The organism is Pseudarthrobacter sp. NS4, assembly GCF_024758005.1.
Lineage (GTDB): Bacteria > Actinomycetota > Actinomycetes > Actinomycetales > Micrococcaceae > Arthrobacter.
The window spans coordinates 1,323,777-1,337,388 of record NZ_CP103288.1 but is presented as its reverse complement, the minus strand read 5'-3'; the positions used below and the strand labels follow the sequence as shown (position 1 = coordinate 1,337,388).

At 64.2% G+C, this 13,612-nt stretch carries 15 protein-coding genes; 5 read left to right on the top strand and 10 right to left on the bottom strand.

Features of this window, described 5'->3' with window-relative positions; all coding sequences use genetic code 11:
* Positions 1-182 precede the first annotated feature (182 nt).
* The 5 genes from NXY83_RS06290 to NXY83_RS06270 all read right to left on the bottom strand — a co-directional run bounded on the left by NXY83_RS06290 (position 183) and on the right by NXY83_RS06270 (position 4,625).
* Entirely contained in the window at positions 183-1,202 is a 1,020-nt protein-coding gene (locus NXY83_RS06290; RefSeq protein ID WP_258805227.1) for an NADP-dependent oxidoreductase, read from the bottom strand.
* On the bottom strand, positions 1,199-1,630 hold the full coding sequence (locus tag NXY83_RS06285) for an organic hydroperoxide resistance protein (protein ID WP_258805226.1): 432 nt from the start codon (positions 1,628-1,630) through the stop codon (positions 1,199-1,201). The genes NXY83_RS06290 and NXY83_RS06285 overlap by 4 nt, the downstream gene beginning before the upstream one ends.
* Positions 1,631-1,673: 43 nt before the next feature.
* Positions 1,674-2,108 carry a MarR family winged helix-turn-helix transcriptional regulator gene (locus tag NXY83_RS06280; RefSeq protein ID WP_258805225.1) on the bottom strand — a complete coding sequence of 145 codons (435 nt, stop codon included), beginning with the start codon at positions 2,106-2,108 and terminating at the stop codon, positions 1,674-1,676.
* Between the two features lie 77 nt (positions 2,109-2,185).
* Complete coding sequence (locus NXY83_RS06275; protein WP_258805224.1) at positions 2,186-3,385, bottom strand: amidohydrolase; 1,200 nt, start codon at positions 3,383-3,385, stop codon at positions 2,186-2,188.
* A gap of 106 nt (positions 3,386-3,491) precedes the next feature.
* Complete coding sequence (locus NXY83_RS06270; protein WP_258805223.1) at positions 3,492-4,625, bottom strand: mannose-1-phosphate guanylyltransferase; 1,134 nt, start codon at positions 4,623-4,625, stop codon at positions 3,492-3,494.
* Positions 4,626-4,936: 311 nt separating this feature from the next.
* Between NXY83_RS06270 and sdhC the strand changes: the two genes are divergently transcribed.
* The 5 genes from sdhC to NXY83_RS06245 all read left to right on the top strand — a co-directional run bounded on the left by sdhC (position 4,937) and on the right by NXY83_RS06245 (position 9,297).
* Positions 4,937-5,272: a succinate dehydrogenase, cytochrome b556 subunit gene (gene sdhC / locus NXY83_RS06265; protein ID WP_258806084.1), complete on the top strand. Its 336-nt coding sequence runs from the start codon at positions 4,937-4,939 to the stop codon at positions 5,270-5,272.
* Between the two features lie 3 nt (positions 5,273-5,275).
* Positions 5,276-5,737, top strand: a complete 462-nt coding sequence (locus tag NXY83_RS06260; RefSeq protein ID WP_050055919.1) for a succinate dehydrogenase hydrophobic membrane anchor subunit — start codon at positions 5,276-5,278, stop codon at positions 5,735-5,737.
* Positions 5,738-5,844: 107 nt separating this feature from the next.
* The gene (gene sdhA / locus NXY83_RS06255) at positions 5,845-7,644 is read left to right on the top strand and encodes a succinate dehydrogenase flavoprotein subunit (RefSeq protein WP_258805221.1); all 1,800 of its coding nucleotides are present in this window, start codon (positions 5,845-5,847) and stop codon (positions 7,642-7,644) included.
* Between the two features lies 1 nt (position 7,645).
* Positions 7,646-8,428, top strand: coding sequence for a succinate dehydrogenase iron-sulfur subunit (locus NXY83_RS06250; RefSeq protein WP_258805220.1), 783 nt, complete (start codon positions 7,646-7,648; stop codon positions 8,426-8,428).
* A 98-nt stretch (positions 8,429-8,526) separates the two neighbouring features.
* Positions 8,527-9,297 carry an alpha/beta hydrolase family protein gene (locus NXY83_RS06245; RefSeq protein WP_258805219.1) on the top strand — a complete coding sequence of 257 codons (771 nt, stop codon included), beginning with the start codon at positions 8,527-8,529 and terminating at the stop codon, positions 9,295-9,297.
* Here the strand turns inward: NXY83_RS06245 and NXY83_RS06240 are convergent.
* The 5 genes from NXY83_RS06240 to NXY83_RS06220 are packed head-to-tail and all read right to left on the bottom strand — an operon-like array spanning position 9,254 to position 13,566.
* Positions 9,254-10,336 (bottom strand): YihY/virulence factor BrkB family protein, encoded by a 1,083-nt coding sequence (locus NXY83_RS06240; RefSeq protein ID WP_258805218.1) that lies wholly within the window; start codon positions 10,334-10,336, stop codon positions 9,254-9,256. The genes NXY83_RS06245 and NXY83_RS06240 overlap by 44 nt on opposite strands.
* Before the next feature lie 37 nt (positions 10,337-10,373).
* Entirely contained in the window at positions 10,374-11,090 is a 717-nt protein-coding gene (locus tag NXY83_RS06235; protein WP_258805217.1) for a 2'-5' RNA ligase family protein, read from the bottom strand.
* A 4-nt stretch (positions 11,091-11,094) separates the two neighbouring features.
* A complete protein-coding gene (trpS, locus tag NXY83_RS06230; RefSeq protein ID WP_258805216.1) occupies positions 11,095-12,138 on the bottom strand; it encodes a tryptophan--tRNA ligase in 1,044 nt (347 codons plus the stop codon).
* Between the two features lie 20 nt (positions 12,139-12,158).
* Entirely contained in the window at positions 12,159-12,992 is an 834-nt protein-coding gene (locus NXY83_RS06225; protein ID WP_258805215.1) for an exodeoxyribonuclease III, read from the bottom strand.
* 10 nt (positions 12,993-13,002) lie between these two features.
* The gene (locus tag NXY83_RS06220; RefSeq protein WP_258805214.1) at positions 13,003-13,566 is read right to left on the bottom strand and encodes a hypothetical protein; all 564 of its coding nucleotides are present in this window, start codon (positions 13,564-13,566) and stop codon (positions 13,003-13,005) included.
* Positions 13,567-13,612 lie beyond the last annotated feature (46 nt).

The following is a 13,612-nucleotide window of genomic DNA, read 5'->3' as shown; positions in this document are numbered from 1 at the left end:
TGTTGTCACTGAGGGCTCGCAGCACTGCGCCGGGGGCGCACTGATGCGTCCTACTTTAGTGGCCTGCGCCACGTCCCAATAGCACGGCAGGACTGTTCCCGGAGATTGTTTACAAGTTGTTACCAACCAGTAGGGGTGCCGCACGGCTCCGGCACCCCCGGCTGTCCGGCTGGTATCCGGGCCTAAAGCCGGACGAGCATTTTGCCCGTATTTGCACCGTCCAGCAGGTCCATGAAGGCCTGCGGGGCGTTCTCCAGCCCGTCCACGACCGTTTCGTCGTAGCGGACGGTCCCGTCGGCGAGCCAGCCGGCCATCTTTTCCGCGAACTCGCGCGCATGCTGGCGCTGGCCTCCCACCAGGAATCCCCGGAGGGTGAGCTGCTTGCCGATAGCCTGCATGAGGTTGCGTGGCGCCGGCGTGGGCTGGGTGGAGTTGTATTGCGCAATGGCACCGCACATCGCCACCCGGCCGCCAACATTCAGCACGGCCAGCGCCGCCTCGAGGTGTTCGCCGCCCACGTTGTCGAAGTAAACGTCGATGCCCGCATTGCCGGCTGCCTTTTCCAACTGCTCCCGGACCGGACCGTCGTGGTAGTCGAAGGCGGCGTCGAAGCCGAGTTCCAGCAGCCGGGCCACCTTGGCGGGCGAGCCGGCCGAGCCGATGACCCGCGAAGCGCCCATCGCCTTTGCGATCTGGCCCACCAGTGATCCAACGGCACCTGCCGCGCCGGAAACGAAGACGGCGTCTCCGGGGGAAAATTCGGCAACCTTGAGCAGTCCGGCGTAGGCCGTGAGGCCTGTCATGCCCAGGGCGCCCAGGAATGCTGAGGCAGGCGCCAGGTCGGTACGCGCCGGAGTGGCCGCCTCCCCATCCAGTACCGCGTATTCCCGCCAGCCAAGGGAGTGCACAACGACGTCCCCCTCCTGGTGTGCGGCGGACCGGGACGCTATCACCTCACCTACTGCTCCGCCGTCGAGCGCTTCATCCAGGGCAAAGGGGGCGGAATAGGACTTGACGTCGTTCATGCGTCCGCGCATATAGGGATCCACCGAGACGAAGATGTTCCTGACCAGGATCTGGCCATCGCCCAGTTCCGGCAGGGATGACTCGGAGAGCCGGAAGTTTTCATCGGAAGGACGGCCAACGGGACGCGAGGCGAGCCGGATTTCACGGGTGGTGGCGGGAAGGGTGGCGAGGCTCATGCTGCGTACTCCAGGATTTTGATGTCCACGCTGATGTTCCCGCGGGTGGCGTTGGAGTAGGGGCAGATCTCATGCGCTTTTGCCACGAGTTCCTCTGCGGTGGCCAAATCCAGTGCCGGCAGCGCGATCTCCAGTTCGGCCGCGAGCCCGAATCCCGCGCCGCCATCCAGCTGGCCGAGGTGGACCTTGGCGGCCACGGCGGAGTCGGTGAGGTCGGCGCGCTCCTTCCGGGCCACCAGGCGGAGTGCCGAGTGGAAGCAGGCAGCATATCCGGCGGCAAAGAGCTGCTCGGGGTTGGTCCCCTGACCGCTGCCGCCAAGCTCCAGAGGACTGGCCAGGTTGACTTCGAGCTTCCCGTCATTGGTGCGTGCGGTACCGTCGCGGCCTTCGCCGGAGGCAAGGGCTTCTGCCGTGTATAGGGGCTTCACAGTGTTATCCGTTCTGTTGAGGATCAGTAAGACTTTGGCGGCTTCAGACGGCATGGTGAAGAGCGGCCGTCAGTTTGCCCAGGGTTTCGCGCAGCTGCTCAAGCTCGCCGGCCGAGAGCCCTGCGGCGTCGGCCAGGCGCTGGGGAATGGCAGCGGCCCTGCTGCTCAGGCTCCTTCCGGCCGGCGTCAGGTGGATGGCAACGCGGCGCTCATCCTCGCCGGAGCGGCGACGTTCCACCAGGCCCAGGACTTCGAGCCGCTTCAGCAGCGGCGACAGGGTACCCGAGTCCAGGCCGAGCTCCTCGCCCAGTTCCTTCACGCCGCGCGGCTCGCTCTCCCAAAGCACCAGCATCACGAGGTACTGGGGGTACGTCAGGCCCAGCTCCTCGAGGACCGGGCGGTACACGGCGGTGGCGGCGCGGGAGGCCGAATAGAGCGCGAAACACACTTGGCGGTCAAGGCGGGGAGCTTCAGTCACAGGACAACGATAGCGGACAATTAGGTTGCGCACAATTTAGATTGGAGCCTGGAGCTGAAGACGGACGCAAGGACGCTTCAGATATCGCGGATGGTGCGCAAGGCCGCCGCAGTCAGGACCCGGATGCCGAGCCCCAGGGCGCGTTCGTCCACGATGTAGTCGCCGCGGTGGAGGTCATATTCCTCGCCGCCCGGGGTCTTGGTGCCAAGGCGCATCATGGCACCGGGCAGTTCGGCCAGGAACCAGGCGAAATCTTCCCCGCCCATGGACTGCGGCGTGAGCACCACGGCGCTTTCGCCGATTTCAGCGCGGGCGGAAGCCTCGATGATCGCGGTTTCGTGCTCGGAGTTCACAACCGGAGGCACTCCCCTGGTGTGCTCCAGTTTGACGTCCACTCCGTACGGTGCCGCCACCTGGTGGACCACTTCGTCCAGGAGTTCACCGGCAGCGTGCCAGGCCTCGCGGTCCAGGCAGCGCATGGTGCCCGCCATGTAGCCTGTGCCCGGAATTGCGTTGGGCGCGGAACCGGCTGAGATCTGGCCCCACACCACCGACACGCCGCTGCGGACATCCACGCGGCGGGACAGGACGGCGGGTACGTTCACCGCAATCTGGGCCAGGGCGAACACCAGATCCTCGGTCAGGTGAGGGCGGGAGGTGTGGCCTCCGCGGCCGGAAAGCTCGATCCGGATAGTGTCCGACGCCGAGGTGATGGCTCCAATGCGCGTTCCAATCCTGCCCACCTCGATACGGGGATCACAGTGCAGCGCCAGGATTCGGGGCACGCCGTCCAGGACGCCCTGCTCGATGCAGGAGTGGGCGCCGCCGGGCATGGTTTCCTCTGCGGGCTGGAAGATGATGCGCACGGTTGCGCCCAGGGGTGTCTCCTGGTGCATCCGGTGCAGCACAAGCGCGATGCCAAGCATGGTGGTGGTGTGCACATCGTGGCCGCAGGCGTGGGTCACGCCGTGGTTCTTCGAGGCGAAGGGCAGGCCGGTTTCCTCGATAATGGGCAGGGCGTCAATGTCCCCGCGCAAAGCGGTGGCGATGGGGCCGTCTCCGACGTCCACCGTGAGTCCGGTTCCCTCCAGTCGGCGCGGGCTCAGGCCGGCCTCCTCGAGCCGGTCAGCCAGCTTGTCCGTGGTGCGGAATTCCTTGAACGACAGTTCGGGATGCGCGTGCAGGTCCCGGCGGAAGTCGATCAGTTCCGGCAGGAGCGGCACGAGCCACGGAGCCACCAGGGCGGTGGGCTCGGCTTCAGTAGTGTAATTGCGCACTGCTTCACTCTAGCGAGGCTGGCTGGAATACGGGCCATCACGGTCGCCGCGTTACATCCCGGTACCGGTGCGGGCCGGTCCCGGCATGGCGACGGCGGGATGGAAGTTAAAGGACGTCCGTGTCGCCGCTGGCCTTGAGTGCATCAACGGCTGCTTTCACCCGCTGCGAGTTGGCCATGGTGGTGACCAGCAGCGCGTCGGGGGTGTCCACGATGACAACGTCCTGAATGCCGATCAAAGCGATGACGCGCTTGGTGTCAGTCACCACCACGCCACTGGAGTTCTCAGTGAAGACGCGGGCACCTTCCCCCAGCACCGTGACATCGTCAACTTCCTTGGCTGAGTTGAGCCGCCCAACGGAGGCGAAGTCCCCGACGTCGTCCCAACGGAAGGTGCCGGGCACGACGGCGACGTCCCCGGCTTCGGCGGCGGGCTCGGCCACAGCGTAGTCAATGGCGATCTTCGGCAGCGAGGGCCACACCCGTGCCGTGACCTCGTCGCGGCTGGGGGTGTCCCAGGCCCGGGCGATCTCCTGCAGGCCCTGGAACAACTCGGGCTGGTTGGCTTCCAGGTGCTTGAGAAGCAGCGCAACGGGTGCCACGAACATGCCGGCATTCCACACGTAGTTGCCACTGTCCACGTACTGCTGGGCAACCACCTCGTCCGGCTTTTCAACGAACTCCACCACGTCCTGGGCGCTGGGTGCACCGTCGATGTGCAGGGCCTGGCCGGAACGGATGTACCCGAATCCCGTGGACGGATGCGTGGGCTTGATGCCGATGGTCACGATCTTGCCGGCGGCGGCCGTGTGGATCGCTTCACGGACAGCCTGCTGGAAGAGGTGGTCCGGGCTGATGACCTGGTCGGCAGCAAAGGAACCCATGATGGTGTCCGGGTCCCGTTCATGCAGGATTGCGGCGGCGAGCCCGATGGCGGCCCCGGAGTCCTTGGGCTCGGACTCTAGGACCAGGTCCGAATCCTTGACCTCGGGGAGCTGGCTGCATACGGCATCACGGTGGGCGTGGCCGGTTACTACCAGCATCCGGCTCCCCGCAAGCGGGTGCAGCCTGTCATAGGTGGCACGCAGCAGTGTGCTGCCCGAACCCGTGAGATCGTGAAGGAACTTGGGAGCTGCGGCTCGTGACAGGGGCCATAGGCGGGTCCCCACTCCGCCGGCCGGGATCACCGCGATGAAGCGGTCAAGGGGTGATGCCGGGCTTGTCACTTTGTCTGTACTCATCACCGCCTACTTTAGCCGACGTGCCGAAATGCCCACCTCTGACTCCGCCACCGTGACCCACTGCAGCGGATATGCCGCCGGCCGGTGTGGTGTTTGTCTCATAAATTTGGGAAAACCGCGCCACTGCTGGGCACCAAGGAGCTCCTAAATTGAATAAGCTGTTAGCGGAGCCTAGATTTAGGCCTGAGCTACGAGTGCTCTCGCAGCAGGCGTTCCCCCCGCGTGGATCTCATGCCAGCGCCGCTGTGTTGCAGGGAGGTTTATCAGTGCCGACAAAACCAGCTGGCACCTTGTACCGCGGCCGTGAAGGCATGTGGTCCTGGGTAGGACACCGTATTACCGGTGTAGTGATCTTTTTCTTCTTGTTGGTCCACGTTTTGGACACCTCCTTGGTGCGTGTCTCACCCGAGGCTTACACCGCCGTTATCGGTGCGTACAAGAATCCCCTGATGGCCATTGGCGAGACCGGCCTTGTTGCCGCCATCGTCTTCCACGCCTTCAACGGCCTGCGGATCATTGCGGTCGACTTCTGGAAGAAGGGCGCCAAGTACCAGCGGCAGATGCTCTGGGCAGTCCTGGGACTCTGGCTTGTCACCATGGTCGCTTTCTCCATCCGCCACCTTTCCCTCGCCCTCGGAGGTCACTAAGCCATGAGTGCAACGATCGAGAGTCCCCGCAGCGGGCGGATCGCTCCCCAGTACCGCCGCACCGGCGGAAGCCGTGGCAACTTCGAGATGATCGCCTGGCTGTTCATGCGCCTCTCCGGCGTCGTCCTTGTGGTCCTCATTTTCGGCCACCTTTTCGTGAACCTCCTGGTGGGCGAAGGCATCCATGCCATCGACTTCGGCTTCGTGGCCGGCAAGTGGGCTGATCCCTTCTGGCAGTTCTGGGATCTCACCATGCTGTGGCTGGCCATGCTGCACGGGACCAACGGCGTGCGCACCATTATTAATGACTACGCCGAAAAAGACTCCACCCGCCGCTGGCTGAAGACGGTCCTTTACTCGGCCACGGTCGTCATCATCGTCCTGGGCACCCTGGTCATCTTCACTTTCGACCCGTGCCCCGTCGTGGACGGTGTTCCCCTGCCTGGCGGTTTCTGCCCTGCCTAGCACCAGCGCCACCCGGGCCCGCGGGTATTACCGCGGGCCCTGTTTTGCGGGGAAGGCGAAGCCGCCCCGTTGTTTTATAGCGAATTTTGAGAGAAAGAGCATCTGGTATGCAGGTCCATAAGTACGACGTCGTCATCGTCGGTGCCGGTGGCGCTGGCATGCGCGCCGCGATCGAATCCGGTCAGCGCGCCCGCACAGCAGTACTGACCAAGCTCTACCCCACCCGCTCGCACACCGGTGCCGCGCAGGGTGGCATGTGTGCAGCGCTTGCCAACGTCGAGGAAGACAACTGGGAGTGGCACACGTTCGACACCGTCAAGGGCGGCGACTACCTGGTTGACCAGGACGCCGCCGAAGTCATGGCCAAGGAAGCCATCGACGCCGTACTTGACCTGGAGAAGATGGGCCTGCCGTTCAACCGCACGCCCGAAGGACGGATCGACCAGCGCCGTTTCGGCGGCCACACCCGCGACCACGGCAAGGCTCCCGTCCGCCGCGCATGCTATGCAGCGGACCGTACCGGCCACATGATCCTGCAAACCCTGTACCAAAACTGCGTCAAGCACAACGTCGAGTTCTACAACGAGTACTACGTCCTGGACCTCCTGACCGTCGAAGAGGACGCAGTGCGCGGGGACGGCACGCCGTACAAGCAGAAGCGCGTTGCCGGCGTGGTCTCCTACGACCTCGCATCAGGTGAGCTTCACGTCTTCCAGGCCAAGTCCGTGGTGTTCGCCTCCGGCGGTGCCGGCAAGGTCTTCAAGACCACTTCCAACGCGCACACCCTCACCGGTGACGGCATGGGCATCGCCTTCCGCCGCGGCATCCCCCTGGAGGACATGGAGTTCTTCCAGTTCCACCCGACCGGCCTCGCCGGCCTGGGCATCCTCCTGTCCGAGGCCGCCCGTGGTGAAGGCGCCATCCTCCGCAACTCCGAGGGTGAACGCTTCATGGAGCGCTACGCCCCCACCATCAAGGACCTTGCGCCCCGTGACATCGTGGCCCGTTCCATGGCCAACGAGGTCCGTGAAGGCCGCGGCTGCGGCCCGAACAAGGACTATGTGCTCCTGGACCTGACCCACTTGGAGCCCGCGCACATCGATGCCAAGTTGCCGGACATCACCGAGTTCGCCCGGACCTACCTTGGTGTAGAGCCCTACACGGAGCCGGTTCCCGTGTTCCCGACGGCGCACTACGCCATGGGCGGCATCCCCACCAACATCACCACGGAGGTCCTGCAGGACAACGACACCGTCGTCCCCGGCCTGTACGCAGCCGGTGAAGTCGCCTGCGTTTCCGTGCACGGCTCCAACCGCCTGGGCACCAACTCGCTGCTCGACATCAACGTCTTCGGCAAGCGCGCAGGCATCGCCGCCGCCGAGTACGCGAAAACCGCCGACTTCGTGGAACTGCCGGAGAACCCGGTGGCCTACACCACCGAACTGCTGGACATTGCCCGCAACGGCATCGGCGAGGAAAAGGTGGCCCAGATCCGCAAGGAACTGCAGGACACCATGGACGCCAACATGCAGGTGTTCCGCACGGCGGAAACGCTGAACCAGGTGCTGCGCGATATCGCCTCCTTCGAGGAGCGCTACAAGCGCATCAACGTCCAGGACAAGGGCAAGCGCTTTAACCTTGACCTCCTTGAGGCCGTTGAGCTCGGCTTCCTGCTGGAACTGGCCAAGGTGATGACCGTGGCCGCCCTGCACCGTGAGGAATCCCGCGGCGGACACTTCCGCGAAGACTTCCCGGAACGCAACGACGAGAAATTCATGAAGCACTCCATGGCGTACAAGGACGACCACGCCCCGGCGGACGGATCGGCGGAAGCAATCGCCGGCATCCGCCTGGCCACAAAGCCTGTCGTCTTTACCCGCTACGAGCCGATGGTGAGGAAGTATTAAGATGACCGCTGAAACCGCTGAGCCAGCCTCAAAGATTGAACTGCCTGCCGGCGTCGGCGGTGGCGGCGAAATCCCCACGTTCGATGTGCACATGCGCGTCCGCCGGTACAACCCGGAGGTCTCCGAGGAGGCCACCTGGGACGACTTCCACCTCACCATGTACGGCACGGACCGCGTCCTGGATGCCCTGCACAAGGTCAAGTGGGAGACGGACGGCAGCCTGTCCTTCCGCCGCTCCTGCGCCCACGGCGTGTGCGGCTCCGACGCCATGCGCATCAACGGCCGCAACCGACTCGCCTGCAAGACCCTGCTGAAGGACCTGGACACCTCCAAGCCCATCACGGTTGAACCCATCAAGGGCCTGCCGGTGGAGAAGGACCTCATCGTGGACATGGAGCCGTTCTTCCAGTCCTACCGCGAGGTCATGCCGTTCCTCATCAACAAGGGCCACGAACCCACCCGGGAACGCCTCCAGTCCGCCGAGGACCGTGAGCGGTTCGACGACACCACCAAGTGCATCCTCTGCGCCGCGTGCACGTCTTCGTGCCCCGTGTTCTGGACCGACGGCCAGTACTTCGGGCCGGCAGCGATCGTCAACGCGCACCGCTTCATCTTCGACTCACGTGATGATGCCGGCGACATGCGCCTGGAGATCCTCAACGACAAGGAAGGCGTGTGGCGCTGCCGCACCACCTTCAACTGCTCGGAGGCATGCCCCCGCGGCATCCAGGTGACCCAGGCCATCGCCGAGGTCAAGCAGGCTATCCTCTCGCGCAAGATCTGACAAAGGATTTTAGCGGACGACGGCGCCGTCCCCCACTCAAGGGGGATCGGCGCCGTCGTTGTTTCATCGGTTAAACCGTACAAAAGAAAGGGGACACCGTGTCCCGCTCTGAAACAGTTACCTTTGCAGGTTCCACCGGCGAGATGCTCTCCGGCATCATCGACGTCCCGGAAGGACCGGTGAAGGGCTGGGGCGTCTTCTCACACGGGTTCACACTGGGCAAGGACGCACCTTCAGCGTCCCGGATGTGCAAGGCGTTGGCGGACAGTGGCGTGGGCATGCTGCGGTTCGACAACCTGGGGCTGGGCGACTCCGCCGGCGAATGGTCCGCGGGGTCCTTCAGCCACAAGGTGGCGGACACCGTGAAGGCAGCCGAGTTCATGCGCAGCGAGGGAAAGCAGATTTCCCTGCTGGTAGGGCACTCGTTCGGCGGTGCGGCCGTGCTGGCGGCCGCGCGGGAGATCCCCGAGCTCGACGCCGTGGCTACCGTCGGAGCGCCCTTCTCACCCAAGCACGTGGCGCATGTCTTCGATGCTGCACTGGACAAAATCCTGAGCGAAGGCAGTGCCGAGGTGGATCTTGGCGGGAAGCGGGTGGAGATCCGCAAGCATTTCGTCGAGGATCTGGAGAACGCCGACCTGACCGACTGCATCAAGCAGCTGCACAGGCCGCTGATGGTGCTTCACTCCCCGACGGACAACACCGTGGGAATCGGGAATGCCAGCACCATTTTCCAGACGGCCCGGCATCCGCGGAACTTCGTGTCCCTCGAAGGCAGCGACCACCTGCTGACCGGAAAGGGCCAGGCCGCGCGGGCCGCCCGGATTATCGCTGCCTGGGCCGACCAATACCTCGACGCCGGGCAGTAGCGGCAGGGGCAGCCGCCGGGGCGTCTGCCTCAGCGTGCGCCGGCATTTTCCCTGGCTGGATTGGTACTTTCCCCGGCTGGACCTGCCGTGCTCCCCAGGTTCCTTTCTCATGGCCGCTGGACGAGGTGCCCAGGTCGGCGTCCCGAATGGCGGCCCAGCCTGCTGCCATCAGGTACACACGGCTGACCAGGTTGAACCAGATCAGCAACCCGATGATGATGGCGAAGGGCGCCAGGATGGGATTACGTCCGGCGCCCGCAAGGAGTTCGGTACTGAAGATCTGAAGTACGGTGGTGCCCATCCCAGCCAGAATAATGCCCTCCAGCAGGGCGCGCCGGGACAGCTTGAGCGCCCCGGCGAACCGGAACATGATGAACGCGGTTACCCAGCTGAGGACCAGTGGCACTGTGATCTTGATCGATGTGGTCAGCGGTCCGGCCAGGGCCTCGTCGAGGCCGAGGAGATCAGAAACCCAGCCCGCCGCCGTGCCGAAGACCAGGGAAGCTCCGCCGCTGATAACCAGCGCCACACCCAGCAGCAGCAGGATTCCGGCATCCCGCAATTTGAGCACGATCGGGTTGACCAGCAGCGGGGGAAGTCCCATGACGCCGCGGAGGCCGCCCCGCAGGCTCGCAATCCAGCGCAGAGAGGTATAGACCGTCACTGCGGCCGCAATGGTCGCTGTCCAGCTCAAGCCATCAGGATTCAATAGGTCCTGGGGGTCAACCAGGCCCTCGCCGCCGTTCATTTTGAGCAATCCAGGAGCGCTTTGGGCAACGCTGCGAATGACAACATCCAAGAGAGCGGGTTGCCCCCGCAGGACCAGTCCGGCGATGGAAAAACCGGTGGTAAGGAGGCCCGTGATGGAGAAAAACATATTGAAGCCGATGCCGGCGCTCATGAGAGGGCCGCGCTGGAGGTTATAGTGCCTCACTGCGCGCACGGGCCGTAGCGCGTTGAGACGGGCCAGCTGCCACTGGAACATGGATAGCAAACCCGCGAACTTGGCGCTGGACCTGCGGGCCTTGCTCCACTCCATGCGTTTCTGGATGACCTCGAGCTTCAGGCGGGCATATTCAGTGGGAAGTGGCTGCTGGTCCGCCCGTTTTGGGGACTGTGCCCGTGCCGCCGTCCGGGCAGACTGCGTGATCGTCGGTTTCGGTCCCAAAGTCCAGCTCTTCCCGTAGCTGCCAGATGCCGTCAGCATCGTGCTCGTAAAGTCCCATGCTAACCACGGGGAAGGTGGCCTTGTAGTTTTTCAGCACCGTTTCGGCCTCATCAAGGCTTTCCGGAGCTACGTCGTGGGCGATGGTGACGTGGGGATGATAGGCAAAGGGCAACTCGCGCTGGAGGGGGCCCTGCTGGAGTTTTTCGTGCAGTTCAACGCAGTCCTCAAAGCCGTCCTCCACGTTGATGAAAACCACAGGCGAAACGGGACGGAACGTTCCCGTCCCGGCGATGGTGACCATAAAGGGGCTTTGACGGCGCGCCACCTCCCGCACATGTTCCCGGGTGGCCTCCCAGTCCCGGGTGGGAGTGGTTGTCACCAGCGTGATGTGGGCCGGAACCACGTCCGCGAGAGGGTCCCCGAAAGAAGCCCGCCATCGCTGCAGCTCTTCAGCAACTTCCGGCGGAAAGCCGAGGATGACGCCCACGCTGATGTGTTCGGTGCGGGGCGGGGCGGCGCCCTCCCTGCCGGTGCCCGCCGTTGGGTCACCTTGGGGGTTGCCGGACATTCCCGCCACCTGGGTGGAGCGGGAGCCTTCCCGTGCGGTGACTTTGCTGGATGGCATGGCGCTAGCGGACTCCGGCAAGGGAGAAGGACGGAAGGAAGCCCATGCGTTCGTACACCTGGCCGAGGGTTACCGACGCGATTTCCCGGGCACGCTCGGCGCCGTGGGCCAGCAGCCTGTCGAGTTCGGCTGGATCCGCCATCAGCTCATTGGTGCGGTTCCGGAGCGGGGTGACAAATTCCACCACAATATCGGCGAGGTCAACCTTGAGGTGGCCATACATCTTTCCCTGGTACTCGGCTTCAAGCTCGGCGACCGACTTTCCGGTCAGGGATGAGTAGATGGTGAGGAGGTTGGATACGCCGGGCTTTTCTTCGGGGTCGAACCTGATCTCCGTGCCGGCATCAGTCACTGCCGACTTGATGCGCTTGGCCGCGATCTTGGGGTCCTCCAGCAGCTGGATGGCACCGTTGGGAGACTCACCGGTCTTGGACATCTTGGCGCTGGGGTTCTGGAGGTCGTAGATCTTGGCGCGTTCCTTGACGATGGTCGCCTCCGGAACGGTGAACGTGGCACCGAATTTAGTGTTGAAGCGCTGGGCCAGGTTGCGGGTCAGCTCCAGGTGCTGGCGCTGGTCCTCCCCCACCGGCACCAGGTCGGTCTGGTACAGCAGGATGTCAGCGGCCATGAGCGTGGGGTAGGCGAACAAGCCCAGGGTGGCGGCGTCAGCGCCGGACTTCTGGGTCTTGTCCTTGAACTGCGTCATCCGGGAAGCCTCGCCAAAGCCGGTGATGCAGTTCAGGGCCCAGGCCAGCTGTGCGTGCTCGGGGACGTGGGACTGGACAAAGAAGATGCTCTTGTCCGGGTCGATGCCGGCGGCGATGTACTGGGCAGCAACAATGCGGGTTCGCTTGGCCAGTTCGGCGGGATCGAAGTCCACGGTGATGGCGTGCAGGTCCGGGATAAAGAAAACGGCGTCGTACTCAGCCTGCATGTCCACCCAGTTGCGGACAGCACCGATGTAGTTGCCCAGGTGCAGCGAATCGGCGGTGGGCTTGGCTCCGGAAAGGATGCGCTTCTTCGCGGCCGGGGATGTCTGGCTAATCATGGGGAGGAAACTTTCGGGGCTTAGAGCTGGTAGTCCACTACCAGCGGGGCATGGTCGGAAAAGCGGGTGTCCCACGAAGCCGCGCGGTCCACGACGGCCGAGATGGCGGAGGCTGCCAGCGCCGGAGTGGCCAGGTGGTAGTCGATGCGCCAGCCCGTGTCGTTGTCGAAGGCCTTGCCGCGCTGGGACCACCAGGTGTAGGGCCCGTCCATCTGGCCTGCAAGCCCGCGATGGACGTCCCGCCAGCCGATCTCCTCGCCGAAGAAACGGTCAAAGTAGGCACGCTCCTCGGGCAGGAATCCCGCCTTCTTGACGTTGCCTTTCCAGTTCCGGATATCCAGCGGCGTGTGGGCCACGTTGAGGTCACCCACCACCAGTGCGTGGTCGCTGTGCTTGGTCAGCTCGGGCAGGCGGGTGCTCATGACATCCAGGAAGCGGAACTTGTCATCCTGCTTGGGAGTGCCAACCTCACCCGAGTGGACATAGGCGCTTGCGACCGTCAGCTGGACAGGATGTCCGGCAGCGTCAGCGAACCGGAAATCGGCTTCCACCCAGCGGCCCGCCGTGGCGAAGTAATCGTCACCTATGCCGTTACGGGTGGCCAAGGGCTCTTCCCGGGATGCAATGGCCACGCCTGCCCGGCCCTTGGCTTCTGCCTCGGCATGCAGGATGTGCCAGACGTCGCCCAGTAGCTGACGAACGATGGCGTCAGGGGCACGGACTTCCTGCAGGCAGAGGATATCCACTTCGCGCGGTTCCAGCCACGCAGCCATGCCGTTCTTGTAGGCAGCCCGGAGGCCATTCACGTTGACGGATGCGATGCGAAGGTGGTCCTTCTTCAATGCCGAGCTCACCCGCTCCACTCTAGTCGATGATGGTTCCGGTGACCGGCTCTCCGCTGCCGCCGGAGGACTTGATCATGTCCCTCGCATTTGTGGCGGTAATCTCAATGGTTTCCAGGGCACGGTTGATGGTGTCCTGGTTGGCGGCAGCTCCCTTGGCACGCTCATCCTCCACAACGCGGACCTGCACCTGGACGATCTTGAAGGAGTGGTCCAGCTTGAGGTCCCGGACCTCCTCTGCTTCGCTGCGCTCGGACACAACGCGGGTGCCGCCGTGGTTTGCGGACGAGGACGACGGCGCCCGCCCGGCAGCCGTGTTGAAGGCGTCCTGGGCTTCGCTCAACTTGGCGCCGGCCTTCTTCGCCGCCTTCTGGATGCTGAAGACAACGAAGCAGGCAAGCGCGAGCCAGAAGAAGGCAATGACGGCAACAACCCAGCCCACCACGTCGTTCTGGTTTGCGGCGAAGATGACGGCCACAACAAACGCCGTCACCAGGACCATCAGTCCCGGACCGCTGATGCGGAACATCGAGAATCCGCCCTTGGCGGGTTTGGAGGATGACTTGGAGCTGCCGAGAGATCGCATGCACCTATTCTCTCAAATGCCGGAGTATGCTCCCGCCGCCTTCCAC

What these genes read in the sequence shown, in the direction of transcription:
- NXY83_RS06290 (WP_258805227.1), bottom strand. Translation starts at nt 1,202, where the DNA reads ATGAGCCTCGCCACCCTTCCCGCCACCACCCGTGAAATCCGGCTCGCC.
- NXY83_RS06270 (WP_258805223.1), bottom strand. Translation starts at nt 4,625, where the DNA reads ATGAGTACAGACAAAGTGACAAGCCCGGCATCACCCCTTGACCGCTTC.
- sdhC (WP_258806084.1), top strand. Translation starts at nt 4,937, where the DNA reads ATGTGGTCCTGGGTAGGACACCGTATTACCGGTGTAGTGATCTTTTTC.
- NXY83_RS06260 (WP_050055919.1), top strand. Translation starts at nt 5,276, where the DNA reads ATGAGTGCAACGATCGAGAGTCCCCGCAGCGGGCGGATCGCTCCCCAG.
- sdhA (WP_258805221.1), top strand. Translation starts at nt 5,845, where the DNA reads ATGCAGGTCCATAAGTACGACGTCGTCATCGTCGGTGCCGGTGGCGCT.
- NXY83_RS06250 (WP_258805220.1), top strand. Translation starts at nt 7,646, where the DNA reads ATGACCGCTGAAACCGCTGAGCCAGCCTCAAAGATTGAACTGCCTGCC.
- NXY83_RS06240 (WP_258805218.1), bottom strand. Translation starts at nt 10,336, where the DNA reads ATGGAGTGGAGCAAGGCCCGCAGGTCCAGCGCCAAGTTCGCGGGTTTG.
- NXY83_RS06235 (WP_258805217.1), bottom strand. Translation starts at nt 11,090, where the DNA reads ATGCCATCCAGCAAAGTCACCGCACGGGAAGGCTCCCGCTCCACCCAG.
- trpS (WP_258805216.1), bottom strand. Translation starts at nt 12,138, where the DNA reads ATGATTAGCCAGACATCCCCGGCCGCGAAGAAGCGCATCCTTTCCGGA.
- NXY83_RS06220 (WP_258805214.1), bottom strand. Translation starts at nt 13,566, where the DNA reads ATGCGATCTCTCGGCAGCTCCAAGTCATCCTCCAAACCCGCCAAGGGC.